Annotated in this window: 26 protein-coding genes and 2 riboswitches; of the genes, 20 read left to right on the forward strand and 6 right to left on the reverse strand. The window is 35.8% G+C overall.

All coding sequences use genetic code 11. The features are described from left to right. Positions 1–175: 175 nt before the first annotated feature. Together MHH96_RS07580 and MHH96_RS07585 are read left to right on the forward strand one after the other, a co-directional pair. A complete protein-coding gene (locus tag MHH96_RS07580) occupies positions 176–1,615 on the forward strand; it encodes a S1C family serine protease (protein WP_341117013.1) in 1,440 nt (479 codons plus the stop codon). A 186-nt stretch (positions 1,616–1,801) separates the two neighbouring features. Continuing rightward, a complete protein-coding gene (locus tag MHH96_RS07585) occupies positions 1,802–2,704 on the forward strand; it encodes a peptidylprolyl isomerase (protein ID WP_341117015.1) in 903 nt (300 codons plus the stop codon). Positions 2,705–2,766: 62 nt separating this feature from the next. Here the strand turns inward: MHH96_RS07585 and def are convergent, their stop codons facing one another. Next, positions 2,767–3,348, reverse strand: coding sequence for a peptide deformylase (gene def / locus MHH96_RS07590; RefSeq protein WP_047944219.1), 582 nt, complete (start codon positions 3,346–3,348; stop codon positions 2,767–2,769). A 211-nt stretch (positions 3,349–3,559) separates the two neighbouring features. On the opposite strand from def, the gene MHH96_RS07595 reads away from it, so the two are divergent. The 8 genes from MHH96_RS07595 to MHH96_RS07630 all read left to right on the forward strand — a co-directional run bounded on the left by MHH96_RS07595 (position 3,560) and on the right by MHH96_RS07630 (position 10,453). Then, positions 3,560–4,273: a hypothetical protein gene (locus MHH96_RS07595; RefSeq protein WP_144580918.1), complete on the forward strand. Its 714-nt coding sequence runs from the start codon at positions 3,560–3,562 to the stop codon at positions 4,271–4,273. A gap of 416 nt (positions 4,274–4,689) precedes the next feature. Then, positions 4,690–4,941, forward strand: coding sequence for a hypothetical protein (locus MHH96_RS07600; RefSeq protein ID WP_047944217.1), 252 nt, complete (start codon positions 4,690–4,692; stop codon positions 4,939–4,941). Positions 4,942–5,213: 272 nt separating this feature from the next. Continuing rightward, complete coding sequence (locus MHH96_RS07605; protein WP_047944216.1) at positions 5,214–5,756, forward strand: helix-turn-helix domain-containing protein; 543 nt, start codon at positions 5,214–5,216, stop codon at positions 5,754–5,756. Positions 5,757–5,801: 45 nt separating this feature from the next. After that, positions 5,802–6,908, forward strand: coding sequence for an ABC transporter ATP-binding protein (locus MHH96_RS07610; RefSeq protein WP_047944214.1), 1,107 nt, complete (start codon positions 5,802–5,804; stop codon positions 6,906–6,908). Further along, positions 6,898–7,695, forward strand: a complete 798-nt coding sequence (locus MHH96_RS07615) for an ABC transporter permease (RefSeq protein ID WP_047944213.1) — start codon at positions 6,898–6,900, stop codon at positions 7,693–7,695. Before MHH96_RS07610 ends, MHH96_RS07615 begins: the two co-directional genes overlap by 11 nt. A 1-nt stretch (position 7,696) precedes the next feature. Then, entirely contained in the window at positions 7,697–8,500 is an 804-nt protein-coding gene (locus MHH96_RS07620) for an ABC transporter permease (protein WP_047944212.1), read from the forward strand. Continuing rightward, positions 8,497–9,570, forward strand: a complete 1,074-nt coding sequence (locus tag MHH96_RS07625) for an ABC transporter substrate-binding protein (RefSeq protein WP_047944211.1) — start codon at positions 8,497–8,499, stop codon at positions 9,568–9,570. The genes MHH96_RS07620 and MHH96_RS07625 overlap by 4 nt, the downstream gene beginning before the upstream one ends. 97 nt (positions 9,571–9,667) lie before the next feature. After that, positions 9,668–10,453: a divergent polysaccharide deacetylase family protein gene (locus tag MHH96_RS07630; protein WP_047944210.1), complete on the forward strand. Its 786-nt coding sequence runs from the start codon at positions 9,668–9,670 to the stop codon at positions 10,451–10,453. Between the two features lie 199 nt (positions 10,454–10,652). Here MHH96_RS07630 and MHH96_RS07635 read toward each other — a convergent pair whose 3' ends face one another. From MHH96_RS07635 to mgtE, 5 genes are all read right to left on the reverse strand, one after another. Next, complete coding sequence (locus MHH96_RS07635; protein ID WP_095257991.1) at positions 10,653–12,158, reverse strand: mechanosensitive ion channel; 1,506 nt, start codon at positions 12,156–12,158, stop codon at positions 10,653–10,655. Between the two features lie 305 nt (positions 12,159–12,463). Further along, the gene (locus MHH96_RS07640) at positions 12,464–13,123 is read right to left on the reverse strand and encodes a potassium channel family protein (protein WP_047944208.1); all 660 of its coding nucleotides are present in this window, start codon (positions 13,121–13,123) and stop codon (positions 12,464–12,466) included. Between the two features lie 177 nt (positions 13,124–13,300). Further along, positions 13,301–13,753, reverse strand: a complete 453-nt coding sequence (locus MHH96_RS07645; RefSeq protein WP_047944207.1) for a Dps family protein — start codon at positions 13,751–13,753, stop codon at positions 13,301–13,303. Positions 13,754–14,029: 276 nt separating this feature from the next. Further along, complete coding sequence (locus tag MHH96_RS07650; RefSeq protein ID WP_144545978.1) at positions 14,030–15,190, reverse strand: FtsW/RodA/SpoVE family cell cycle protein; 1,161 nt, start codon at positions 15,188–15,190, stop codon at positions 14,030–14,032. 154 nt (positions 15,191–15,344) lie between these two features. Beyond that, positions 15,345–16,703, reverse strand: coding sequence for a magnesium transporter (gene mgtE, locus MHH96_RS07655; protein ID WP_095257993.1), 1,359 nt, complete (start codon positions 16,701–16,703; stop codon positions 15,345–15,347). 227 nt (positions 16,704–16,930) lie between these two features. Beyond that, a riboswitch (purine riboswitch) is annotated at positions 16,931–17,029 on the forward strand. A gap of 63 nt (positions 17,030–17,092) precedes the next feature. Here mgtE and MHH96_RS07660 point away from each other — a divergent pair. From MHH96_RS07660 to MHH96_RS07705, 10 genes are all read left to right on the forward strand, one after another. Continuing rightward, positions 17,093–18,427, forward strand: coding sequence for a 5'-deoxyadenosine deaminase (locus MHH96_RS07660; RefSeq protein ID WP_095257994.1), 1,335 nt, complete (start codon positions 17,093–17,095; stop codon positions 18,425–18,427). A gap of 99 nt (positions 18,428–18,526) precedes the next feature. Then, positions 18,527–18,664 carry a hypothetical protein gene (locus MHH96_RS07665; protein ID WP_176474081.1) on the forward strand — a complete coding sequence of 46 codons (138 nt, stop codon included), beginning with the start codon at positions 18,527–18,529 and terminating at the stop codon, positions 18,662–18,664. A 312-nt stretch (positions 18,665–18,976) separates the two neighbouring features. Then, the gene (locus MHH96_RS07670) at positions 18,977–19,753 is read left to right on the forward strand and encodes a hypothetical protein (protein ID WP_047944203.1); all 777 of its coding nucleotides are present in this window, start codon (positions 18,977–18,979) and stop codon (positions 19,751–19,753) included. Between the two features lie 27 nt (positions 19,754–19,780). Continuing rightward, positions 19,781–20,497 (forward strand): DNA/RNA nuclease SfsA, encoded by a 717-nt coding sequence (sfsA, locus tag MHH96_RS07675; protein ID WP_235844526.1) that lies wholly within the window; start codon positions 19,781–19,783, stop codon positions 20,495–20,497. Positions 20,498–20,577: 80 nt separating this feature from the next. Next, positions 20,578–20,776, forward strand: a riboswitch (cobalamin riboswitch). 127 nt (positions 20,777–20,903) lie between these two features. Beyond that, positions 20,904–21,869 (forward strand): ABC transporter substrate-binding protein, encoded by a 966-nt coding sequence (locus tag MHH96_RS07680; protein ID WP_144545980.1) that lies wholly within the window; start codon positions 20,904–20,906, stop codon positions 21,867–21,869. Beyond that, a complete protein-coding gene (locus MHH96_RS07685; protein ID WP_172865823.1) occupies positions 21,856–22,893 on the forward strand; it encodes a FecCD family ABC transporter permease in 1,038 nt (345 codons plus the stop codon). Before MHH96_RS07680 ends, MHH96_RS07685 begins: the two co-directional genes overlap by 14 nt. After that, positions 22,893–24,359 carry an adenosylcobinamide amidohydrolase gene (locus MHH96_RS07690; protein WP_061800152.1) on the forward strand — a complete coding sequence of 489 codons (1,467 nt, stop codon included), beginning with the start codon at positions 22,893–22,895 and terminating at the stop codon, positions 24,357–24,359. The genes MHH96_RS07685 and MHH96_RS07690 overlap by 1 nt, the downstream gene beginning before the upstream one ends. Then, entirely contained in the window at positions 24,356–25,318 is a 963-nt protein-coding gene (cbiB, locus tag MHH96_RS07695; RefSeq protein ID WP_144545982.1) for an adenosylcobinamide-phosphate synthase CbiB, read from the forward strand. The genes MHH96_RS07690 and cbiB overlap by 4 nt, the downstream gene beginning before the upstream one ends. Beyond that, positions 25,293–26,384 carry a threonine-phosphate decarboxylase CobD gene (cobD, locus tag MHH96_RS07700; protein WP_144545984.1) on the forward strand — a complete coding sequence of 364 codons (1,092 nt, stop codon included), beginning with the start codon at positions 25,293–25,295 and terminating at the stop codon, positions 26,382–26,384. The genes cbiB and cobD overlap by 26 nt, the downstream gene beginning before the upstream one ends. Further along, on the forward strand, positions 26,354–26,905 hold the full coding sequence (locus MHH96_RS07705) for a bifunctional adenosylcobinamide kinase/adenosylcobinamide-phosphate guanylyltransferase (protein WP_095322699.1): 552 nt from the start codon (positions 26,354–26,356) through the stop codon (positions 26,903–26,905). The genes cobD and MHH96_RS07705 overlap by 31 nt, the downstream gene beginning before the upstream one ends. The last annotated feature ends 2 nt before the right edge of the window (positions 26,906–26,907 follow it).

Raw genomic sequence — 26,907 nt, forward strand, 5'->3', positions numbered from 1 at the left:
TAAAATAGGTTGAGGGAATAAAATGTTCTAAAATTCTTCTATGTCTTTTCAAACTTTGTTCATAATTTATTCATATATGATGGTTACTATGTATGTATAAACAAATTATTAGAAATGAAAAGAAAAGTAATGAACTGAAATATATGTTGATACTTGTTAATAGGAGGAACAAATAATGAGTGATTTGGAAAAAAGAAATGAATGGGAGAAAGATCGCCCTGAGGCTGCAGATACAAACCTTGGGGGAGAAGAAATATTAGAAGAGAAGGAAGACCGAACAGTTTCAGAAGATCCTGTAGTGAAAGAAGAAATAAACAAGCCTGAAGAAGCGGAATATGCTGCTGGAAAAGAAGAGCAAGTTCATCTTGAAAAAGAAGAAGAACAAGCAGAAGCCAGTTCGGAAAGAACACAATATAATACTCGAAAAGATGCTTCAAAAACAAAAGGTTTCCTTTCTTTGTTGGCAGCAGGTGTTGTCGGTTCTGCGTTAACTTTTTTTACGATTCCCCATACAGACCTTTATAATGATTCCTATGATAAGCTCGAAAAGCAGGTCGCAGAGCTATCTAATAAAGTGGAAGGTAAACAGACGGGAGCAATTACTGCCAATACAACATCGAATACAAAAACTAGTGATGGTACATTAGCTATTGCGGATATGGTGGAGTCATCTTCTAAAGCAATTGTAGGGATTGTAAACATGCAAAAGCAATCAAATCCATTTTCTCAGAATTCCAGTGATGTAGAATCTGGTTCTGGATCTGGTATTATCTTTAAGAAAGATAATCAATATGCATATATAGTGACAAATAACCACGTAATCGAAGGAGCAAATGCATTAGAAATCTCCCTTTATAACGGGGATAAAACGGAGGCTAAGCTAATTGGGGCAGATGCCTTAACTGATTTAGCGGTAGTAAGAATTGATGCTAAATATGCTTCTGATATTATCAATTTTGGCGATTCTTCTACATTGAGACCTGGCGATCAAGTATGGGCTATTGGTAATCCACTTGGGCAACAGCTGTCTCGAACAGTAACACAAGGTATAGTAAGTGCTGTAGATCGAAGCATTACAGTAAATACATCTGCCGGTGATTGGGAATTTAATGTTATTCAAACCGATGCAGCTATTAATCCTGGTAACAGTGGTGGAGCATTAATCAACTCAAAAGGAGAGGTAATTGGCATAAACAGTTTGAAAATCGCTGATAGTGGTGTTGAAGGACTAGGCTTTGCGATTCCAAGTAATGACTTAATTCCAATAGTTAATGAGATAATTGAGAAGGGAAAAGTAGAACGTCCATATCTTGGAGTAGGATTAGCAAGCTTAGAAGAAGTTCCTCGTATGTATTTGCAAGACCTGCCAAATAAAGTTTCAGAAGGAGTAATGATTACTAATATTGATGCTAATTCTGCCGCTGCTAAAGCTGGTTTGAAAGTTCAGGATGTTATTGTAGCCATCGATGGCAAAAAAGTAGCTAATTCAACAGATTTACGAAAATATCTATATTCAGAAGTGAAAATTGGCGATAAAGTAAAACTAGAAATTTATAGAGATGGCAAATCTCAAAAAGTGGAATTAACGTTAACAAGTAATAATACGATAAATTAATCGACAAGTTTCATGTGAAACATACGAAATTTGTCGAAAAAATTCCATCTTATTTCGTAATAGGATGGAATTTTTTTAAATCTGTTAATAATTTCGTCATAATTATATGATAATATAGTGTAAGAGTTATAATAGGGGTATGCCCGTTATATCCAAAATTTTGTGCAGAGAGGATTTTAGCTTAATATGAAAAATAAGAAGGTTCTTATTCCTATTCTAGCGGTAGTACTAGTAGCGTTAATAATAGGAGCGGTTTATCTAACACAACGAAGTAAAACAGTCGCAACGGTGGAAAACGAAAAGATTACACAAGAGCAACTAAATAAAGAGCTAAACAAACAATATGGCGCAACTGTATTAAATATGATGATCTCTAATAAAGTAGTAGATCTTGAAGCTGATAAAGCGAAAGTGAAAGTAGCGGATAAAGACGTCCAAGCAGAATTGGACAAGATGATTAAACAGTACGGTGGGCAAGAAACCTTTAATATGTTGTTAGCTCAAAATGGGATGACAGAAGATTTATTTAAAGAACAAGTGGAACAAAATCTAAAAGTAACAAAAATTCTTGAGCCGTCTATCGAAATCACAGATGATGAGATTAAAACATACTTTGAAGATAATAAAGCAAGTTTTGGCACTCCAGAGCAAGTGGAGGCAAGTCATATCTTAGTAGAAGATGAAAAAACTGCAAAAGAAGTGAAGAAGAAGTTAGACGACGGGGAAGACTTTGCTAAATTAGCTAAAGAATATTCTACTGACACTCAAACAAAAGATAAAGGTGGAGAATTAGGCTACTTTACTACAGGAAAAATGGTTGAAGCCTTTGACAAAGCGGCGTTCTCAATGAAAGTAGATGAAATTAGCGACCCAGTTAAAACAGATTTTGGATACCATATTATTAAAGTAACTGGTAAAAAAGAAGCAAAAGAAGCAACATTAGAAGATTCAAAAGCGAAAATTAAAGAAGCTTTATTAGCACAAAAGGTGCAAGAAAAAGCTGGTACTTGGTTAAATGAGGCTACTGCAAAATATAAAATTGATAATAAGTTAGAAAAAGATCAAAAAGATCAAAAAGATAAAAAGTAAATAAAAAAAGCGGATAGCAAATGCTATCTGCTTTTTTATATTCAGAATGAAGAAATAAAAAGTTAATATAAAGGAGTAATATCCACATTGGCAGGCAGCTCAAATGGATTTTTACTATTGATATGATCATAAAATAGTATTCCGTTTAAGTGATCTATTTCATGTTGAAAGACGATTGCTTCATAATCCTTTAATTTAATTTTTACTTCTTCGCCATGTATATTGTATGCTCGAACCGTTATCCTACGATAGCGTGGAACATAGCCAACAATGGATCGATCAATAGAAAGACAGCCTTCACTCTCGGGAATATAGGTCATGGCAGTAGAATGACTAATGATCTTAGGGTTGATTAACATATATTCCAATGCTTCACCGTTTTCTTGCCTCATATAACTCGCAAACATTCGTTTATTTAAGCCAATTTGGTTTGCCGATAATCCTACCCCTGCTCGTAGTTGGTATTTTTTTGACAAGATTGGATCCTGACTATTTTTCAAATATTGCAGCATGCATTGCAGCTCTTCTTTATCCTCTTCAGTAGGAGGAATAGATACTTCCTTTGTTTTTTCACGAAGGATAGGATCGCCTTCTCTCACAATATCCTCCATGGTTATAATATATTCCTTTGTAAATTTACTCATCTAATAAACTCATCTCCAGCAAATATGGTATATATGTAAAATAGCAGAAGGAGCTTTAGATGTCTAATGGTTAAGCATAAATCCTTAATTAGATAAGAAAATGGATTACAAAAAAGCAAATATTTTTAGGAAAATCTTACATATAAAACAAAGAAGAGGAAAGGCTATGAAGGTATAAATTTTACCTATTTAAATGGAAAGGAAGAGTTAGATGAAAAAAATAATGTTGCTGTTGATGCTAACTACTATAGCATTAACCAGCTTTAGTTCTTTAGCAAGTGCAACTCCATCTCCAGAGAAAAGAGAGATAACCCAAGAAGATAAACAGTTTCTAATAGAAATGGCAAGAAGTCTGGGAATAAAGACAGAAGGTAAAGACACAGCTGCGATTAAAAAAGAAATTCATGACGTATTAATAAAGAAGGAAGCACAAAAATTAGGAATAAAAACAGAGGGGAAAGATTTACAGCAAATAGCGATGGAAGTACATACTGCCCATCTTAAAGAGGAAGCAAAGTCGCTAGGAATCAGTACAGAGGGGAAAGATGCCAAAACATTAATGAAAGAAGTGTTTGAGGCGAAAATTTCGAAACAGGCAAAAGAACTGGGAATAGATACAAAAGGAAAAACAATGCAGCAGCTAGGTAAAGAAGTGCAAGAAAAAATGATTATGACTGAAGCAAAAAAGCTTAATATTCAAACGGAAGGAAAAGACTTTAAGCAAATCGCCGATGAGATAAGAGATGCACAAATTATTAAGAAAGCGAAAGAGTTGGGGATTGAGACAGAAAAGAAACAGCCAAAAGAGTTATTAAAAGAAATGATGATTAAACATCCAGAAGAAGTGAAAAAGTTAAAATTGTTTCCCTCGTATGGGGAACATTTCATGTTTAAAAAGCACTATAAATTAAACAGAGAACATTAAATATTACCTAAAAAAACACTTGAATAATTCAAGTGTTTTTTCTTTATCTCCTATTTTGTTCATTATTTAGAACAAAATAGGAGATTGGTGTATTCGAAATAGGGGAAAAGAGTCAAAAACAGCATTTACCAATAGGGGATTGATTACCAAAAAAATAGGAAAGAGGAAGAGGTGTTCAATATATTGAAATAAACCTTTTGCCCTATTAACAATTGGGATTTTGAAACGTATTATCTATTTTTAAAAAAAATAGCATAAAAGCCTGTAATTTTTATAAAGGATTAGTATGCTTAACTTAGCAGACTTAGACAGTATATATGGTTTATGGAAAATTTAGACGAAAAAGAATAGTTATGTAAGGGAAAAGAAATCTGTTAATAGCTGCAGTAAAATGGGAGCAATAGGAGGAATAAAGATTGAAGCAATATTCCAAACTACGAATTACGGAAAAAGATGAAAATATTTATAACGCACTGTGTGATTTGTATAAGGAAAAAGGGGGAAAGGTAGGGATTGGCCCTACAGAGATTGGAATAAGAGTTGGTAGAGATTCCTATGATGCTTCAGCATATTGCAATGCATCTTTAAAAAAGCTGATTCATTTTAAAAAAATTGAAAAAATAGATAACGGAAAGTATATACCACTAGCGACAGGGAAAGAAGAGTAATAAAAGGTCGCAGTTGCCTCATAAAAAATGTTGTAGAGCGGTGTTTTGTTTACAAACACTACAAGCTTTAAAACATTATGTTATGGGGCATTTTTGCTTTATAGAAATAATTTATATGAATGCTATTGGAAAATAGTTCACAGAGCGAAAAAGGGATTGAAAGTTAAAGAAATTAATGTATAATAACTGGGTATAACTAAACTTTAAGTTTAGTTATACAAAACTTTTGTGCCTTCAAGTTTACTATTTCTAAACAAAAAGTAGGTTGAATCATGGAAATTGGAAAAAAAATAAAGAATTTACGGTTGAAAAAAGGGTTAACACAAGAAGAATTAGGAGAAAGAACCGATTTAAGCAAGGGATATATATCTCAGCTAGAGAGAGACTTAAGTTCTCCTTCCATTGAGACATTCTTTGATATTTTAGAAGTGTTGGGATGTTCACCGAAAGAATTCTTCGACGATGAAGAGCGAAAGCAGAAGGTTGTTTATACAGAGGAAGATATAACAGATTTTCTTGATGAAGAGAAAGGGTATCGGATTCAATGGCTAGTTCCTGAATCAAATGAAAAAGAAATGGAACCAATACGGCTATTCTTTTCTAAAAATGGAGAATTTAAAAAATTTGAACCTTCTTTATCAGAAACATTTGCATACGTAGTAGAAGGGGAAATTCTGTTGAAATTAGGCAGACAAGAGTATCGGGCTAAAAAAGGGGAATCTATTTACTATCATGCTACAGAGGAACATCAATTAATAAATCTAGCAGATGATGTTACGGAATTAATTCTTGTAGTCACAGATTCTTATTTATAGGAAGAATTCATAAACAATAAAAAAATAAATGAAGAGGGGGATATTATGTCTGAGCAGCATATTATTCAATTTGAAAATGTAACAAAGAGCTATGATCAAGATACGACCGTTTTAGAAAATGTAAGCTTTGAAATTGAGCGAGGAAAATTTTATACATTGCTTGGTCCATCTGGCTGTGGTAAAACGACTGTTTTACGGTTAATTGCTGGATTTATGGAACCGACAGAAGGAAATATTTACTTTAACGGTAAGCTGATTAATAAAATACCAGCAAATAAAAGACAGGTAAATACCGTTTTCCAAGATTATGCGCTATTCCCCCATTTAAATGTATTTGAAAATGTGGCCTTTGGTCTTCGTATAAAAAAATGGAAGAAGCAAGTAATTGAAGAAAAAGTAAAAGAGGCTCTACGTTTTGTTAACTTGGAAGGCTATGAGAATAGAGAAATTAGTGAGATGTCTGGTGGACAGAGACAACGTGTTGCAATTGCAAGAGCTATTGTAAATGAACCAGAAATTATTCTTCTCGATGAACCATTATCTGCACTTGATTTAAAGCTTCGTACAGAAATGCAATATGAGTTAAGAGAATTACAGAGAAGATTAGGGATTACTTTTATCTTTGTGACACACGATCAGGAAGAAGCTTTGGCCATGTCAGATGAAATCTTTGTTTTAAATAAAGGACGCATTGAGCAAAGCGGAACACCAACTGACATTTATGATGAACCAATTAATCGTTTTGTAGCAGACTTTATCGGGGAATCGAATATTGTACCAGGGACGATGAAAAAAGATTTTGTTGTTCATTTTGGCAGTAAAACTTTTGATTGTGTCGATGGTGGCTTTGACGATAATGAAGCTGTTGAAGTAGTTATACGCCCGGAGGATTTAGAAATTACTTCTTTAGAAGCGGGAAAATTAAAGGTAAAGGTAGACTCTCAATTATTTAGAGGCGTACATTATGAGATTTGTGGGTATGACGAGGATGGAAATGAATGGCTTGTTCACTCTACAAAGAAAGCAACGGTAGGAACCGAAATTGGCCTTTATTTTGAACCAGAGGCTATTCATGTTATGCGCCTTGGAGAAACAGAAGAAGAGTTTGATAAACGACTAGAAGCGTATGAGGGGGCAGCCAATGAAAAGTAGTACTAAATGGTATACGGTCCCTTACTATCTTTGGATTGTACTTTTTGTTATTGCTCCAGTTGCACTTGTTGTTTATTATTCTTTCTTTGATATTGAAGGGACATTTACGTTTGAAAATTATCAGAAGTTCTTCACACCAGTTTATTTGAAAATGACGTTAAGCTCCTTTTGGTATGCTTTTTTAATAACGTTCTTTTCCTTAATTATTGCATATCCTACTGCGTATTTATTAACTAAAACGAAGCATAAGCAATTATGGCTGTTATTAATTATTTTACCATCATGGATTAATCTTCTATTAAAGGCATATGCGTTCTTGGGGATATTTGGAACACATGGTGCAGCCAATCAAATGCTCAATTTCCTTGGAATTGGGGAACAACAAATACTCTTTACAGACTTTAGCTTTCTATTTGTAAGTGTGTATATCTTTATTCCTTTTATGATTCTGCCTATTTTCAATGCATTAGAGAAGATGAATCCTAGCTTAGTTGATGCGTCCCAGGATTTAGGAGCGTCATCTTGGACGACATTTAAAAAGATTGTCTTTCCTCTAACATTAAATGGAGTAAAGTCTGGGTGCCAAGCTGTATTTATTCCAGCTCTATCCCTATTTATGATCACTCGTTTAATTGCAGGGAACCGTGTTATAACATTAGGTACTGCGATTGAACAGCATTTCCTGATTACACAAGATTGGGGAATGGGTTCGACGATAGCTGTATTTTTGATTATTAGTATGATTATCATCATGGTTCTTACGGGGAACAGAAAGAGAGGGATATAAGATGAAAAAGCTATCAAAATGGTCTGTATTGTACTTATGCATTGTTTTTATCATATTATATGCCCCTATCTTTTATTTGATTTTTTACTCGTTTAATAGCGGGGGAACCATGCATGATTTTGATACCTTTACATTTGACTGGTATAAGGAGTTGTTCCAAGATACACGATTGCTAATAATCGTTTTAAATACGATTATTATTGCTCTTTTGTCTGCAGCCGTATCAACTATTATTGGAGTACTTGGGGCTATTAGTATTTCTATGATGAGAAAAAAGGGCTTAAGGAATTCTATTTTGTCTTTAAACAATGTGCTTATTGTAAGCCCTGATGTTATTATTGGTGCTTCCTTCTTAATCTTTTTTACGATCATTGGAATTAAACTAGGATTCTTTTCGGTTCTGTTGTCACATATAGCTTTCTCAATTCCTATTGTTGTGATTATGGTTTTACCTAAGCTGGAAGAAATGAGTCCGACTTTGGTCGATGCTGCATTAGATCTTGGAGCAAGCTGGAAGGATGTATTGACAAAAGTCATTATTCCTTATATTTCACCAGGAATATTTGCTGGTTTCTTTATGGCATTAACCTATTCTTTAGATGACTTTGCTGTAACATTTTTTGTAACAGGTAATGGATTTACCACCTTATCTGTAGAGATTTATTCTTTAGCACGACGAGGGATCTCTTTAAATATTAATGCATTATCGACCTTATTATTCTTATTTACGTTGCTTCTGGTCATTGGTTACTATTTCATTACGCAACGTGTTAATAAAACTCCACAAGCGGGGGTGAGAAAATGAAGTCTCTCATTCGTGGATTAATTGTTATTTTTGCACTGTCCTTCATCCTGCTATTTATTGTTCATCAATTAAATTCAAGCAGAGGATATACGAGTGGTAAGACATTAACGGTATATAACTGGGGAGATTACATTGATGCAGACTTAATTTCTAAATTTGAAGAGGAGACAGGGATTAAGGTTATTTATGAAACCTTTGATTCCAATGAGGCAATGATGACAAAGATTCAGCAGGGAGGAACAAGCTATGATATTGCGATTCCCTCTGAATATATGATCGATAAAATGAAGGAAGAAGATTTATTAATTCCGATTGATCATTCGAAGCTTCCTAACTTGAAAAATATAGACAGTCGATTTATGGATCTTTCCTTTGATCCAGACAATAAATACTCGATTCCTTATTTCTGGGGAACAGTAGGAATTGTTTATAATCCAGCCATGCTTGATAATAAGAAAATTACTTCTTGGAATGATTTATGGGATAAGGATTTAAGAAATAAAATTATGCTGATAGATGGTGCAAGAGAAATCATGGGGATGAGCTTAAATAGCTTACATTATTCTTTAAATGATAAAAATCATGATCACTTGCGGGAAGCAAAGGAAAAATTGGATACTTTAACACCAAATGTAAAGGCAATTGTGGGCGATGAAATTCGTATGCTCATTGAAAATGAAGAAGCATCAATCGGTGTTTTATGGTCTGGAATGGCTGCTGAGATTATGTGGGAAAATGAAGATGTAGAATATGTTGTCCCAGAAGAAGGATCTAATCTATGGTTCGATAATATGGTTATTCCAAAAACAGCCAAGAATATCGATGGGGCTCATCAATTTATTAATTTTATGCTGGATGCTGAAAATGCGGCCCAAAATACAGAATATGTCGGTTATTCTACTCCTAACAAGGCAGCAATGGAATTTTTGCCAGAGGATATTACAGGGGATGAACGTTTCTATCCAGATGAAGAAATGACATCTAAATTAGAAGTATACGAAAATCTCGGTCATCGTTCTCTAGCAGAATATAATGATTTATTCTTGGAGTTTAAGATGCATCGGAAATAATGAAAACAAGACAGTTCGCTGAATTTTTAGCGGGCTGTTTTTTGTATGTAACCACCTGTTATAGAAAATACTAACGAAAAACAAGGTAGGTTATAACATGAAAAAATTAATATGCTTCTTCTGTTTTTTTACGTTTCCGCTGGGAATCTTCGCTCAGGAGGCAGCGCCATCTAAAAATCAAGTTAGAAAAGAGCTTGCCATCGTCATTGATGACTTTGGTAATAATATGAAAGGGACAGATGAGATGCTCAATCTACCTGTTCCTATTACGGTAGCGATTATGCCTTTTCTATCTACAAGTAAAGAAGATGCCATTCGTGCCCATAAAAAAGGACATGAAGTGATTGTTCATCTGCCGCTAGAGCCAAAAAAGGGAAAAAAGAGCTGGCTTGGACCAGGTGCTATCACAACAGATTTATCGGATCAAGAAATTAGAAAACGGGTAAAGGATGCGATTGAAAGTATTCCTTATGCGGTTGGAATGAATCATCATATGGGTTCAAAGGCGACAGAAGATAAAAGAGTAATGAGGATTATTCTAGAAGAATGTCGAAATCATAGTCTTTATTATTTAGACAGTAAGACAACAAGCAATAGTGTCATAAAGGAATTGGCCGAGGAAATAAATGTCCCTTATTTAGAAAATGATCTTTTTTTTGATCATATATATACAAGTCAATATATTAATAAGCAAGCTAGTCGATTAGCGAAAAAGCTAGATACAGAACAGGAATTTATTGCGATTGGCCATGTCGGAGTTTCTGGGCCAGCTGTAGTAAGTGTTTTAAAGGAGTACATTCCACTTTATCAAAAAGATGCTGATATTGTACCGCTTTCGACTCTAGTAGAAGGCTATGAACTGTTGGATACAGACATACCATAATTTATATAAGAGCAAAACCATCACGCTATACCGAATAATGAAATTGGTATATAACGCTGGTCTATACTCTCCTAATTAGATTAAACTATGAAACGGGTTTCATAACAATAGGCGTTTTGAAGATATTGTAAAAATACATCGTCTTACCTATATAGAAAAAGGACAGACGAGAATTTTTCGCCTGTCCTTTATAGCTTGGTTAGCTATTTAAAGGATTATCATCATTTGGTTTTTGAATAGAAGTTTGTTCCATTTTTCTATCCAGTTTATCCAAACGTTTTTTAGCAAATTCTTTGCCGCCAAGTCCAAAGGCAAGACCAAATGCTAGTGCAAGACCGCCAAGGATTAAGATAAAGGCAGCGTTGACAATAGAAGAAGCTACCTTTAATTGGTCAAGTGCCATAAAGACAGACAAAGTGATAATCGCATATTTTGCGATAATTGGTAACACTTTAAAGTGGCTGCCTTGTAAAACGCTGCTTAGCAGTTTCTGCACAAGATAACCTAGCCATAAGCCGACGCCAATAATGACAATAGCAGCAATCACCATTGGTAAATAAGCAATAACAGCCGTAGATAGTGTAACTAAAAATTCAAGTCCGACAATATTTAATGCTTGTACAGCTAATAAGAATACAATCAGAATTTGAACAATTGTCCCAATAATGTTTGAAATACTATTATTAGCGTTTAAGCCCATTTTTCGCACATACGTATCTAAGCTTAGTTTAACTAATAAAGTAACAACCATTTGTTTTACCCATTTTCCTATCCAAATACCAATTAAGATAAGGAAAATGGCTGTCGCAATATTAGGAATCATTGTCAGAATATCATTTAGCATGTTAATGGCTGGCTGAGAGATTCCTTGAATGTCCAATTTCTCAAGCGCTGAAATAACAGTTGGAATGAGAATAAAAATGAAAACAATGTTCCCGATAACAGAAGATAAGCTTACGTTATCAAGAAGCTTGTTAATACCTAAGCGTTTAGCTAAGGCTTCTGTGCCGATTGCTTGTAGGAAGTTTGTTAGAATCGTACGTACCATTTTTGCAACAAACCAGCCTACTAAAATGATTAATGCTGCTGCTAAAAGTTTTGGTAAGAAAGCAAGCATGTTTTGAAGCATATTAGCAAATGGTTCAGAAACACCATATAAATTAAGGGCACCTAGGATAGCAGGTAAGAATAATAAGAGTACTAAATAGAATACAATATTAGCTACTTTATCCATTATGTTTTGTGGGTTATTCTTTTCTGCAAGATTCCATTTCTGTAATCTCTCATGAACCTTTAAGGTACTTCCTGTCTTTTTAATAAGATATCTTAATCCGGAAGCAACTACCCAGGCAATTAATAGAATTAATGCTGCCTTTAAAATATTTGGTATTGCTCCTAGAATGGTGGAAAGTAGATTTACCAACGGAGATGTAATTACGGTTAAATTTAATATATTAAAGAATAGGGTAAAGACAAAAACTAATAATAGATAGAAAACAATCTTACTAATTATCTTTTCAGATGAATATTTTTTGGGTTTGCCTTCAGGGAAAATTTTCTCATCAACATTTGTTTTTTGCAGTCCTTTATAAAGGGCTTTTTCAATGATTTTTGCAATAATCCACCCGATAATTAAAACGACCACTGCTAGAATAAAATCAGGTAGCTTGTCCCAAAAGGAATTCCAATTCCAGTTATAGTACATACTCTTCACTCCTTGATTTAAATTAGGCATTTTAAAGAATGTTGTTTCGTATAGAAATGAAATAAGTTAATTTTTACATAAGTAAAATTATTTGTTCCGATGAGCTTTAGAAAATTTATACGTTTCCTATTAAAAACAACAAACTTTAATCAGCCTTAATGTATTCTACTTAATACCCAGTGAGGATAGGATTAAACGTTGGATAAAATGGAGTTTAAGGTAGGAAAGGATTAATAAAAAAAGAGAAGACTGTAATGAAAGCCTTCTCCTAAGGAGTGATTTTCTATTATGTTTTTCTAAAAAGATTATCTTAATGCTTTTTCCTCAAATTTATATAAACAGTCATTACTGCCAACCATAATGAGGATATCGCCCTGATGGATTACTTCATTTGCGGATGGAGAGACAATTGTTTCTCCTGCTCGTTGAATGCCAATAATAGTACATCCATAATTAGCACGGACATCTAAATCTAAAATTGACTTATTATGTATTTTCGGAGAAGCTACCATTTCCACAATTCCGTGTTCTTTTGAAAGCTCGATATAATCAATCATACTATCAGAAACAACATGGTGGGCAATTCTTTTTGCCATATCCTGTTCTGGATGAATGACGCGGTCAGCACCGATTTTTTCTAAAACGCGTTTATGATAGACATCGGCTGCTTTCACCCAGACCTTGCTAAGGCCCATCTCTTTTAACAGCATGGTCGTAAGGGTGCTAGACTCGACGTCATCTCCAAACGAAACAAAAGCGTGATCAAAATTCCGAATACCGATTTGCGTTAGTGATGCCTCCGTAATATTTGTCATTTGCACACAAAGGGTAGCGAAAGGTCGATATTTTTCCACTTTCTCAAGAGATTGATCAATGGCTAATACTTCCGCCCCCATTTTATGAAATTCTTCCACTAAGCTACCACCAAAGCTGCCTAATCCTATCACAACAAATTGTTTTTTCATATTTATCCTCCTAGGGATGAAAAATACATACTTTTGCCATCATTATACTTTTTTATCGAAAAGAAGGAAAATGATTTTTCTTCTTTTCAGAGATAAATAGGGAGAAGAAGCTTTAAGGGAAAATAAAAAACCACTTTTTCGTTAAGAAGACGAAAAAGTGGTTGATTCATTCCAATATTATTCAGAAAGGTATGCAGTTAACATCCATAAGTGTTTTTCAATTTTGCCAATTAAATCAATGGCTAAATCATTGGTAATCACATCTTCTAATTCATCTGCATGTGCTGCTAGTGCTTTTAATTGTGTATTAATATGGCTATAATCCTCTACTAAAGATTTCACCATATCATTTGCAGATCGTTTTTCCGTACTTTCTTGTAATGTGGAAGTTTCGATAAATTCTTTTAATGTAGAAACAGGTTTACCACCAATAGCAAGCAAGCGCTCTGCAAGTTCATCTACTGCTTCACCAGCTTCGTCATATAACTCTTCGAATTTTTCATGAAGTGTGAAGAAAAATGGTCCTTTTACATACCAGTGATGTTGATGTAGTTTTGTGTATAATACGCTCCAGTTAGCAATTTGTACGTTTAGTTCTTTTTGTAATTCTACTTTTGTTTGTAATCCCATGTTTAACAAACTCCCTTCGACTGATTATATATTAATTATAACAAATTCTAAATTAAAATCAATACTTATTTATAATTATTTTAATTTAGTTTTTATTACAATCAGATAAAACATAGTCATCTTTTTGCTGCTAAAATTTCTTTATAGTTTTTGTTGTTCTATTAAAATATATACCCTAATTACAGAGGAAAGAAAACAAAAGGGAGAAAGATTTCATCAAATGGACAAATATAAAAAAAGACTCAGCGATGCGCGGAGTCTAAATGTTCCTTATAATTAGAAAGAAAGAGATTTAGAAGAAAACATATAAGACTTATGGTGATAACGAATACTAAATATGAGTCCCATTGCCATTAAATTGCACATTAGAGAGCTACCCCCATAACTTATAAACGGAAGGGGAATCCCTGTTATCGGCAATAATTGTATAGTCATTCCGATATTCTCAAAAACGTGGAATGTAATCATACTAATAACCCCGACACTTATATAAATACTGTAGGGATTGGCTGTTTGCAATGCAGTTCGAACTAGGTGGAATATTAAAAGAAAATAAAGAATAATGACAATACTGCCCCCAATAAATCCGTACTCCTCCCCAATAATCGTAAAAATAAAGTCTGTATGTCTTTCGGGAATATACACTTCCTCTTTTCCTAAGCCTTTACCACTAATAAGTCCAGAGCCTATCGCCATCAGCGATTTGACTAACTGCAAGCCATCATCGCCAGCATTATGAGGATCTAGCCAGGAATTAACACGAGCGAATTGATAGGGATCCACTCCTAGATATTTTTCTAATAGTTCTCTTCCGAAGATAGCTAAGTATAAAACAATGGAACCAAATGCAGCAGCAGCACCATATAAAGGAATGAGCAGTTTCCATGAAATTCCTGATACTAGCATCATTCCAATTAATATAGCCATTAACACGAGTGTAGTCCCAAAATCCTGCAAAATGACTAATGCTATTGGAACACCAGCTACGATCGCCAGTTTACACATCAAAATAAAATCTGTTCGCAGAGATTTATGAATGGTTTTGACATTATGATTATTTATAACTTTAGCAATCGCTAAAATATAAAAGACCTTCATATATTCAGACGGTTGAATACTGCCAATATGGGGAATGACATACCAACTTTGCGCTCCGCCTCTGCGTGGAGTAAATGCCGTTTCTGGAGCAACTAGAAGACCGATTAATAAAACGGCCCCTATTCCATACAAAATCCAAGTGATTTGTTGAATCTGCTCATTATCAAAATACATAATAATGGCAATTACAACCGCGCCAATAACATACCACATAATTTGTGATTGTAAGTAAGCAGCGTTCGCGCTGTATATAGCAATACTGCTAACTAGACAAAATAACATAAGCAAAAGACATAATGTCCAATCAAATCTTTCAGAAAAAACATTTCTTGTTCTCATTTCTGCAAACCCCTAGTTCAAATTTCTTACCTATTTATATAGACGGAAATGGAAACAGAATTGTTTCCTTATTTTTCATAATCGATAAAAAAAGATAGGTGGAAAAAATAGACAGGATTTAAAAAGACTGCCTTTTGACAGACAGTCTTTTCTTTCACATTAAATGGGCAAGAAAAATTTGTGCGATTCCGAAGTAAATAAATAACGAAAATATATCATTAAGAGTTGTAATTAATGGTCCAGACGCTACTGCTGGGTCAATATTTAACTTATAAAGAATAATGGGAATAATAGTGCCGGATAGCGTTCCAATGATAAGCGTACAAATTAAAGAAAGACCAACGACTAAGCCAAGCATGAGATCGCTTTGCCAGACATAGGCAATAATCGTAATAATAACGCCGCAGGTAATCCCAATGATCAAACCAACTAATAATTCCCTAAAAATCAGTTTTGTTACAACTGCTTTATTAATCGTATTAGAAATAAGTCCGCGAACAACAACAGCTAATGATTGTGTTCCCGTGTTCCCAGTCATTCCAGAAATCATCGGCATAAAAAAAGATAATGCTACAACTTTTGTAAGAACATCCTCATAATTGCTTATAATACTGCCAGATACAACCCCAATAAAAAGCAGCAAGATTAACCAAGGAAGTCTTCTGTAGGCTGCAACAGATGCTTTTGTATCAAAGTCTATCGATTTACCTGAAGCTGAAAGCTTTTCGATATCTTCATTTGCTTCTTGAAAAACGACATCAATCATATCATCAACTGTAACAATCCCCATTAAGATATTTTCTTCATTAACAACGGGAATGGCTAAGAAATCATATTTTTGGATGGTTTGCGCTACTTCTTCTTGGTCCTGATCCACTGTTACACTAATAACCCGTTCATACATAATGTCACGAATTTTGTCCTGCGGTTCAGCAATCAAAAGATCACGATAGGAAACAACACCAACTAATTTTCTATTCTGATCAATGACGTATAAATAGCTTAATGTTTCCGCGAAATCTGCAAACGATTTTAGTTTATCGACAGCTTCACGAGTAGTGTAATAGTCACGAATCCAGACAAAACGATTCGTCATAAGACGTCCAGCAGTTTCATCTGGGTAGTTCATTAAGTTTTGTACAATAATGGATTCTTCTTTTTTCATTCCAGAAAGGAGTTCTTTAATTCTTTCTGGTGCTAGTTCATTTAAAAGGGAAGCTAGGTCATCATTGTCCATTAAATCTAGAACTTTCCCTGTTTTGTCCATTCCTAATGTATTTAGAACTTCCAGCTGTTCCTCTTTATCCAATTCCTCCAAGAGATGGGCTAATAAGTCGACTTTTAAGAAAAGCAAAAAACGAGCCCTATGCTTATCGGGGAGACTCTCATAAATTTGAGCTATATCATATGGTTGTAGCTCATCAACGATGGATTCAAATTCAGATTTTTTATTATCTTTTAGTGTCTGAATGATGTGAAGTGTGATCTGATTTTCTGTCATTTTGTGTATCATACTTCTCACTCTCCCTTCCGATGTTTATAGGCTATTATTCGACATATACCCTGTTTTATTATATGTAATTAAGTGAAAGAATGAAATGGATAAATCTTTGTAAAAAAGGAGATTTTGAGAAAAAACAGATCCCTTGAAAAAACATTGTTAAGTTTTCTGACAATTAACTTGAAAAGAATTGCCTCTCATTTAAAATAAGGGTATAACATGCATGACCGCAGGCAACTGCTGCTATTGCGCCTTTTTTTCGTATATCCTTAATAATTGGGTTAAGGGTCTCTACTGGAAACCGTAAATTTCTTGCTACGAAAAATATGCTTTGAACTAGCATATTTTTCGTAGTTTTTTTGTGTTTATACGGAAATTTAAACAAGCATGGGGGAGTTTAAATGGGAAATATGTTAATCAAAAATGCACAGATAGTGACAATGAATCAAGCAGAAGAAATTATAACCGGAGATATTTATATAGAAGGGAATATCATTAAGGAAATAGGAGAGAATCTTGAAAAAAATCACGTAGATAAAATGATTGATGCGACAAATAGAACGGTAATTCCTGGGTTTGTTCAGACTCATATTCACTTATGCCAGACACTTTTTCGCGGAAAAGGGGATGATCTTGAGCTAATGGATTGGCTTAAACAAAGGATCTGGCCACTTGAGGCTGCTCATGACGAGGAATCTATTTATTATTCCGCCATGCTTGGTATTGGAGAGCTATTGGAAAGCGGGACAACAACGATTGTTGATATGGAAACGGTTCATCATACGGAACATGCTTTTCGCGCACTTGCGAAGAGTGGAATCCGGGCTGTTTCTGGAAAGGTAATGATGGATAAAGGAGATGAAGTCCCCTTAGCATTGCAGGAATTAACAGCGGAGTCTATTCAACAGAGTGTAGATTTATTAGAAAAATGGGATGGCTTTGATAATGGAAGAATTCAATATGCCTTTTCGCCAAGATTTGTGGTTTCTTGTACGGAAGAGCTATTGAAAGAGGTGAAGATTCTTTCAGATAAATATGGTGTAAAAGTGCACACCCATGCCTCAGAAAATAAGGGAGAAATTCAAATCGTGCAAAAAGAAACAGGTATGAGGAATGTGGTGTACTTAGATCATCTCGGTTTAGCAAATGACCGCTTGATATTGGCGCATTGTATTTGGCTGGATGAAGAAGAAAAGCGGATTATTCAAGAGAAGGGTGTCCATGTTTGTCATTGTCCCGGCTCTAATTTAAAGCTAGCATCAGGGATAGCTGATACACACCATCTTACTTGCAATCATGTTTCCGTCAGTTTAGGGGCAGATGGGGCTCCGTGTAATAATAACTTGGATATGTTTAATGAAATGAGATTAGCTGCACTTATTCAAAAGCCAATACATGGACCAACAGCGATGGATGCGAGAACAGTGTTCCGCATGGCAACCTTAGGCGGAGCAAAAGCAGTCGGACTTGAAAAGGAAATTGGCAGTCTGGAAATTGGCAAGCGAGCAGATTTAGCTATTTTAAACCTGCAAAATTTTCATACCTTTCCGTCCTATGATGTTGATCCTATCTCAAGAATTGTCTATTCCGCAACACGAGCAGATGTAGAAACAACCATTATAGACGGTAGAATAGTAATGGAAAATAAAATCATGAAAACAATAGATAAAAGTATCGTGCTAAAAGAAGCGGATAAAAGTATGAAAAGATTGTTAAGCAAAACAACCATAAGTTGAGCTGGATTTGATTGACACCGTTACTAGGATTTTGGAAAATTGCGTTATTCCATTTCCTAGTACGGTGTATTTTTGTTGGGGGGAGGTAAGTGGTCGAGATTGGCTGATAAAATCAATTATTTAGCTAAAAACATTAAAATTCATCTAAAAACGACTATTACTGCCCCTTTGAACAGCACAAAATTAACTAAAATCGCTCTGATGGATGTCTCTTGGCTGAATAATCCGCAATATTAATGAATATTCCAGTTAGCTTTCTCCCTAAATGATTCACATGCCAAGTATTTACTTCCTTTTTTTTCTAAATTTTAGATTATGTAAGCTATTTTTCCTCTTTTTTGTTAAACTAAAATGGTTACAATAAGTACAACTAGATGTATGATGGATAGTATGTATAAGCAGATCATGGAATTTAAATATAATATATAAAAACAAGAGAATATTTCTTGTCATGATTTCGATAAAATGGAGTAAAGGCAATTTCGGTAACAAGAAAGTAAGCTAAAGCTCTTTAAGTTTACAAGCTAATAATGTTTGGAGGTTTACTTGATGAAAAAAGGTAATAATGATATTCGAGATGTGGTTTATATCCATCTAAATGAGAAAGAACGTTTTGTGCTTTCTTATGGTATAGAGTTTAGAGAGTTTTACAGGATTCTTGCTGATACTCTTGCCTCTATTTTGTTGTTAAAGCATCAGTTTGAAGATGGAGAATTTCATATACATACTCAGTTCGAATATGTTCCAAACAATAAATTAGCATCGTTATCGATGGAAGATGTTTATGGATATGGGGACTTTGTATGGGTCGATTTTGATGAGACGGAAACATTAGATATTTTAGAAGGGCAAACGATTGCGGAACTCTTGTATTTGGGACATAAACAGGAGCCTTTAAAAAAGCCATTTTTTCAACAATTAAACAACCAATATGCCTATTTAGCTCATGATGACGGCTGGTTTAATAAAATTTATTATAAAAACATGGAGTCCTTTTATCAATTATTTTGTGAGGTTATTGCAAATAAAGTGACAGAACTTAAATTAGAGAAAGCGTTGTTGGGAATTAAAAAGAAAAGGCTTTATCCGCCTCTTCCGAAAGAAATTGTAACAGAGTTAAAACGTTATATGAGTGAGGGCATGGTACTATCTATTGAAAAAGCCTATCAAACACGATTGAAGCTGGAGATACCAATTTGGGTTTTAGGGGATTTTGATAATATGGATGATATGTATGAAGAATATGAGAAGAACGCTAAGAAAAAAAGTGATGCTTTACTTGTTTTTGATAAAAAATTAAGAGAATGGCAATTAGCTATCGTTTAATTGGTGACGAATATGAGGGGAAAAGTAATGGTAAGCTTTCCGGCAGCATTAAAGAAAATGACGTTTGTGGAGCGCCCTAATCGGTTTATTTTACACTGTTATAATCAGGAAACAGAAGAAATAGAAAAGGTCCATTTGGCAGATCCAGGGCGGCTGATCGAACTTTTAGTTGAAGGGGCTGTGATTTATGTTCTTCCGAGCATGAATCCTAATCGGAAAACAAAGTGGACGGCTGTATATGTGGAATCAAATGGACTGCTTGTGTCAATAAATACTACGTATCCTAATAAGTTAGTCGAATTAATGTTAAAGGAAGCCATGATAGAGGAGCTTTCTACTTATCATTGGGTTAAGTCTGAATATACCTATGGTAGTTCACGATGGGATTTCTTATTAAAAGATATAAAAGGCAATCAGCTGCTTCTCGAAGTAAAGAGTGTCACCTTAGCGAGCAATGGAATTGGGATGTTTCCAGACGCTGTTACCAAAAGGGGTTCTAAGCATGTGCAAGAATTAACTGCTATTGCGAGAGAAGGAATAATAAAAACAGCTATTTTATTTGTTGTGCAGAGAGAAGATGTGGAAATAGTGACAGGAGCAGCTGCAATTGATCCAGTATTCGCAAAAAGCTTGGAAGAAGCTGCACATGCTGGGGTGCAATTATTAAGCTACACCTGCATATTGTCAGAGCAGGGAATAGCATTAGGCCATGCGGTTCCTGTCGACCCATTTTTAAAACTTTAGTAAAGGAATATATTTATTTACACATCCTTTAATTGTATAATCAGAAAAGACGAAAAATAAAATAGATAGATGATGGTGAGACTTTTGGGAAATGGTTGATGAGGAATTCTTTAGCCTTTTTACCAGAAGTCTCTTAAAAGGGAAGTTAGTGAGAATCTAACACGGTCCCGCCACTGTAAATGATTGCAGCATGGAAAAGTGCCACTGTACGGATGTATGGGAAGGCTTCATGTGGCGAAAATCATGAGTCAGGAGACCTGCCATTCTCTATACACCAAATAAACCTACGAGGATAGGGAGGTGTGGAGCACTTTGAAAATATTTTTGAAGACATCCCAACATCTCTATGGACAATGATAGAGATGTTTTTTATTTTTCCCAATATTTATTTAGGAAGGTGAACTAGATGAAAAAGTTTTATTCCATACTGTTAGCGATGCTGCTCGTTGTAGGTGTGCTTGCAGGTTGCGGAGAAACGAAGACAGAAAATAAGCATAATAAAGAACAAACTACTACTACAGAAGAGGCTAGCTTCCCTGTCACCATTAAGGATGGATTGGATCAAGAAGTTGTAATTGAGAAAAAACCAGAAAAGATAGTTTCCTTAATGCCTAGCAATACGGAAATTATATTTGCGCTTGGGCTAGGGGAGGAGTTAGTTGGAGTTAGTGACTTTGATAACTATCCAAAAGAAGCGGCAGAAAAAGAGAAGGTAGGCGGGATGGATTTTAATGTGGAGAAAATAATCTCTCTAAATCCAGATGTAGTGTTAGCACATGCATCGAGCGCCCATAATTCTACGGAAGGCTTGCAGCAAATCCGGGATGCGGGCATTGATGTTGTTGTTGTGAATGATGCCACTTCTTTTGAAGATGTTTATAAAAGCATGGACATGATTGGACAAGCCACTGGAACAGAGAAAGAGGCAAACAAGCTTGTTGCTGATATGAAAGAAAAGTTAAGTGCTATCAAGGAGAAAGCAGCAGCCATTTCCGATAGTGATAAAAAGGCAGTTTACATAGAAGTAAACGCGGAACCAAATTTATTTACGACTGGTAAAAAGACATTTATGCAAGAGATGTTAGACACTATTCGCGCAAATAATATCATTTCTGAGGAAGGCTGGATTCAAGTGGATCAAGAGGCAGTAATTGCAGCTAATCCGGATGTTATTATTACTACTTATGGTGCCTACTCAGAAAAAAGTCCAATCGAGCAAATTAGCTCGAGAAAAGGCTGGGAAAAGATAAATGCAGTAAAGGAAAAGCAAATAGTAGATGTAGATTCTGACACAGTAACTCGTTCTGGTCCTCGTTTAGTCGATGGAGTAGAGGCAGTTGCCAAAGCGGTGTACCCGGATGTTTTTAAATAAAAGAAAAGCGGCTTATGTTTATGCCGCTTTTTTTCTCCTTTTTGCGATTGTGATGGGAATATCCATTGGAACGATCTCTGTCCCTGTTTTATCAGTATTAAAAATATTTGCAAGCTACATTGGACCAGAAAGCATATTAACGAATGTCGATCCCATGCATGTTAATATAGTTCAAAATATTCGCCTCCCTAGAGTGCTTTTGGCAGGACTTGTCGGTGCCAGTCTTTCCATAGCGGGAGCTGCATTTCAGGGATTATTAAGAAATCCATTGGCAGACCCATATACACTTGGGGTTTCGTCTGGAGCATCGGTTGGAGCCGTTATTACGTTATTTTTCCACTTTACCATTCCGTTTCTTGGCGGATTGACTTTGCCATTTATGAGTGTATTATTCTCCTTTCTGACGATATTATTTGTCGTTTTTTTTGCAAAAAAAATGGACCCTGCCATGCGGGTTGAAACAATTATTTTAACGGGCATCATTATTGGTTCTTTTCTAAGTGCATTTATTTCTCTTATGATTGCATTAACAGGGAACGAACTACGCCAAATTATAGGCTGGTTACTTGGAAGTGTCTCTATGAGAGGATGGGAATACATTAAAATTATCCTGCCTTTTTTTGTAGTTGGTTCCGGTCTCCTTCTTTCGCAAGGAAAGGAATTAAATGCTTTAGCATTTGGCGAAGAAAGAGCCCAGCATTTAGGGATCCATGTACAGAGAAGAAAAATGGTTATTTTGCTGGCTGGTTCCATGTTAACAGGTGCGGCTGTTGCTGTATCTGGTACGATCGGATTTATAGGTCTTGTGATTCCACACTTTGTCCGGATTATCGTAGGTCCTGATCACAGACATTTAATGGGAGTCTCTCTTTTTGCTGGCAGTGGTTTTATGATTTTGGCTGATTTATTGGCTAGGACGATTATCTCTCCGACAGAACTCCCGATAGGGGTCATAACAGCTATAGTTGGTGCTCCAGTGTTTGCAGGATTATTACTGAGAAGAAGGAAGAGGAGTTTAAAATAATGCTGAATGTACGAAATCTCTTTTTTCAATATGAAACAAAACAAATTTTACAGAATATTTCTTTTTCTGTGAATAAAGGGGAAATGATTGGTATCCTTGGGCCAAATGGCAGTGGGAAAACGACTCTAATGAAAATTATCAGCGGTATTTTAGCCCCGCGAGAGGGACAGGTGGAGATAAAGGGCACATCCATTGACCAGTATAAAACAAAAGAATTAGCAAAGGTAGTCGCCGTGCTTTCTCAGCATGTGAATGAATCATTTTCCTATACTGTTCGAGAAATTGTATCGCTCGGGAGGTATGCACATCAATCGGGGCTGTTTCAGTCCTGGACTTCTAAAGATGAAGAAGTAATCACACGAGTAATGAAACAAACGGGGGTCTTTGTTTTTCAAGACAAGTCTATTCATGCATTGTCTGGCGGGGAAAAGCAGCGTGTTTATTTGGCTCAGGCCCTGGCACAAGAGCCAGAAATCCTTCTGTTAGATGAACCTACTAACCATTTGGATCTATCCTACCAGAAGGAGTTATTGGATAGCTTAAGAGAATGGAGCAGAGAAAAAGACCTAACAATTGTTTGTATCTTTCATGATTTAAACTTGGCAGGATTATATTGTGATCGACTCCTTTTATTACATGATGGAAAAGTAGAAGTAGATGCCTCTCCTTCTGATGTATTGCAAGAAAAAAGAGTGAAAAGAATCTATAAGACAAATGTGAAAAATACTTTTCATCCAAGCATACCAGCTTCTCAAATAGCGCTTGTGCCAAGAGAGCTAGAGAGAAAGAAAGTTCAAATAGATACAACGGCAATTACTGTTACTTCAGAAAGAGTAGAAATGAAGGCTCCTTTCCCATTATACACGCTTTCATCTGGCGTAACGGGTGCTGGGATGGGCTGGTATAAAAACTTTGTAAACCGCCATGTAGATAAGACATACCGCTGCGAGGATTACCGGAAAGACATGTACGAGTATTTGCTTCAAAATGGCTTTAGCCCACAAGAGACAGTCGGAATGATGACAGCTGTTCATACAGAAGATGCAGCCTATCAGTTATTAGAGCAAGGGGATTTCTCTGTCATGATTGTGGTAACAGGTGGAGTAGGAAATGCTGTCGATGCAGCTAAGACAAACGCGCATTCATCCTCGTTCCATCCAGGGACCATTAATACTTGGATTTTTGTCAATGGGACATTATCAGAGCAAGCCTTTTTGCAAAGTGTCATTACTGCTACCGAAGCAAAAGCAGCCGTCTTGCGTGATCGGAAAATAAAGGATATGGAAACAGGAACTATTGCAACAGGTACATCAACAGATAGTATATCGGTCGCTGCCACTCAAGTAGGAACATACCTTGAATTTGCCGGTACGATTACTTCACTTGGGAAGTGTATAGCAGAAGGGGTCTATCACTGTTTAACAAAGTCATTAGATAAAAGGGATAGGAGGCTGGCAGCTAAATGATCGGTCATTTAATCAGCATTACCATTGCGATTATTTTAGATAAGTTGATTGGGGATCCTCCAAGCTGGCCACATCCTGTGAAAGGGATGGGAAAGTTAATTTCCTATTTAGATCAAAGATTAAATAAGGGGAGAAAACGGCAGTTAAAAGGATTATGGATGCTCATGAGTGTTTTAGTGCTTACCTTTTTGCTTAGCTGTTTCCTTGTTTATATTAGCTATCAGCTTCATTGGTGGATCGGCGTAATAATAGAAGCTCTACTTATCGCCACAACCATTGCCCAGAAGAGTCTGAAGGATGCTGCGATAGAGGTCTATGAACCATTGCGGGCTAATGATCTAGTGCTGGCAAGAAGAAAGCTGTCTTATATTGTGGGAAGAGATACAGAGCAGTTAGAGGAAAAAGAAATTGTCCGGGCAACGGTAGAGACTGTGGCAGAAAACACTAGTGATGGCATTACAGCTCCACTGTTTTGGGCATTTATTGGTGGTGCTCCTTTCAGTCTTGTATATAGGGCCATTAATACATGTGACAGCATGGTTGGTTATAAGAATGATAAATATAGAGAATTCGGGTATTATGCTGCGAAATGTGATGATATTGTTAACTACTTGCCGAGTCGAATAACAGCAATGCTTTTGCTTTTGGTTAGTCGTACTCCTTTCCATTCGAAAAAGGAAGCCTGGAAGCTGCTATTCCAAGATGCGAAGAAGCATCCATCTCCAAACAGCGGCTGGGGGGAAGCAGTAACTGCTATTCTCCTTGGCATACAGCTCGGTGGGATTAATTATTATCGAGGACAGAAATCAGATCGGGCTAGAATGGGAACAGCACTGCAGCCTTTAGGAAAGAAACATATTATCGAGTCGACTAAAATTGCTAATAAAGCAGTTGTTTACTTCTATCTTTTTTTATTTATAGGAGGAATTGGATTTGAACTGGCCAATGCATGGAGCTAATCCCCAGTATATATATGAAAAGACAAATCTAGAAATGCCAGTGGATGCAATTGATTTTAGTGCAAATATTAATCCATTAGGACCTCCGCCGATTTTATTAAAGAAGTGGAATGACCTTTTTCAGACCGTTCATCTTTATCCAGATCCTTTTGCAAGTCGCCTAAAAGAAAAAATTTCAAACCACTATGGAATTCCTTCCAAGCAGCTTTTGATTGGAAATGGAGCTGCGGAAATCATTTCCTTATTAGGGAGAATTCTGACGGGAAAAAAGGTATTGCTTCTTCAGCCAGCCTTTTCTGAATATGAAGAAGTGTGCCGGATTAATAATTGCGACATCTATCATTATTATTTATTCGCAGAAACAGGATGGGAGCTGTCTCCCGCTAAATTGGAAAAGGCTATTCGTCAAGTCGATGCTGTATTTTTATGTAATCCTAATAATCCAACAGGGATATTTTATCCGAAGAAATTAGTAGAAGAGTTATTGGATATTTGTATGCAAAACGATTGTTCCGTTGTTCTAGATGAAGCTTTCTATGATTTTGTAGTTGGATATGAGGATATGCTTCCGCTCTTAAAAAATTACCCAAATCTCATTATTTTACGTTCTTTAACTAAAATGTACAGTATACCAGGAATACGCCTAGGCTACGTATTAGCATCAGAAGAACTAATTGCACAACTGCAGCATTTGCAAACACAATGGAGTATAAACGGAATTGCTTTAAAGGCTGGCGAGTTATTAATAGAGCAGGAGGAGTTTCTAAAAAAAACGCAAAGCTATATAGAAGAGGAGAAGAAAAAGCTATTTTCCTTCTTTAAGAATGAATATTTTGCGTACTCCAACTCTGCTGCTAATTATTACTTGTTAAAGGATCCAAGGTTAACGGATCAAAAGGAATTCCTTACTTTCCTGCTAAACAATGGCATCATTGCAAGACATACATATAATTATCCAAGTTTAGAAGGAAGCTGGCTGCGGTTTGCGATTAAAAGCATGGAACAGAATCAGCGATTGCGGGGAGTGTTAACTAAATGGAAACAAAATCATCCATCATCTTTGTAACTGGTGGCGTGAGAAGTGGAAAATCTTCGCTTGCTGAGAGATTGGCAATCAAATATGCGCAAGATGAAAGAGCAGAATTGCATTATATCGCTACTGCTGTCATTACGGATGCTGAAATGGAAGAAAGAATTATCAGACACCAACAAAACAGAGAGGCACAAAAGGTGAAATGGAATAGCTATGAAAAGCCAGTTGATATTGGGGAGTTAGCGGCTGTCTTTACAAAAAAGGATGTTGTTTTGCTCGATTGTTTAACCGTTTTGGTCAATAATGAACTTTTTTTCCAAGATAAACAACAGGAAGGGATAGAGGGAAAGCTGAAAAAGGATCTAGTAGAACTAAGCCGAAGTTGCCGTTATCTTATCCTTGTTAGTAATGAGGTTACATATGAACCGTCTCTCGATCCAGCTGTACAGAAATATTGCAGGATTTTAAATCGGCTGCATCATTTTCTCGTACAGCATGCACATGAGGCATATCTAGTAGAAAACGGAATCGCACAACGGAAGAAGGGAGGATAAGA

Origin of the sequence: Niallia sp. FSL K6-0212, from assembly GCF_038007605.1 — a bacterium.
Taxonomy (GTDB): domain Bacteria; phylum Bacillota; class Bacilli; order Bacillales; family Cytobacillaceae; genus Niallia; species Niallia circulans.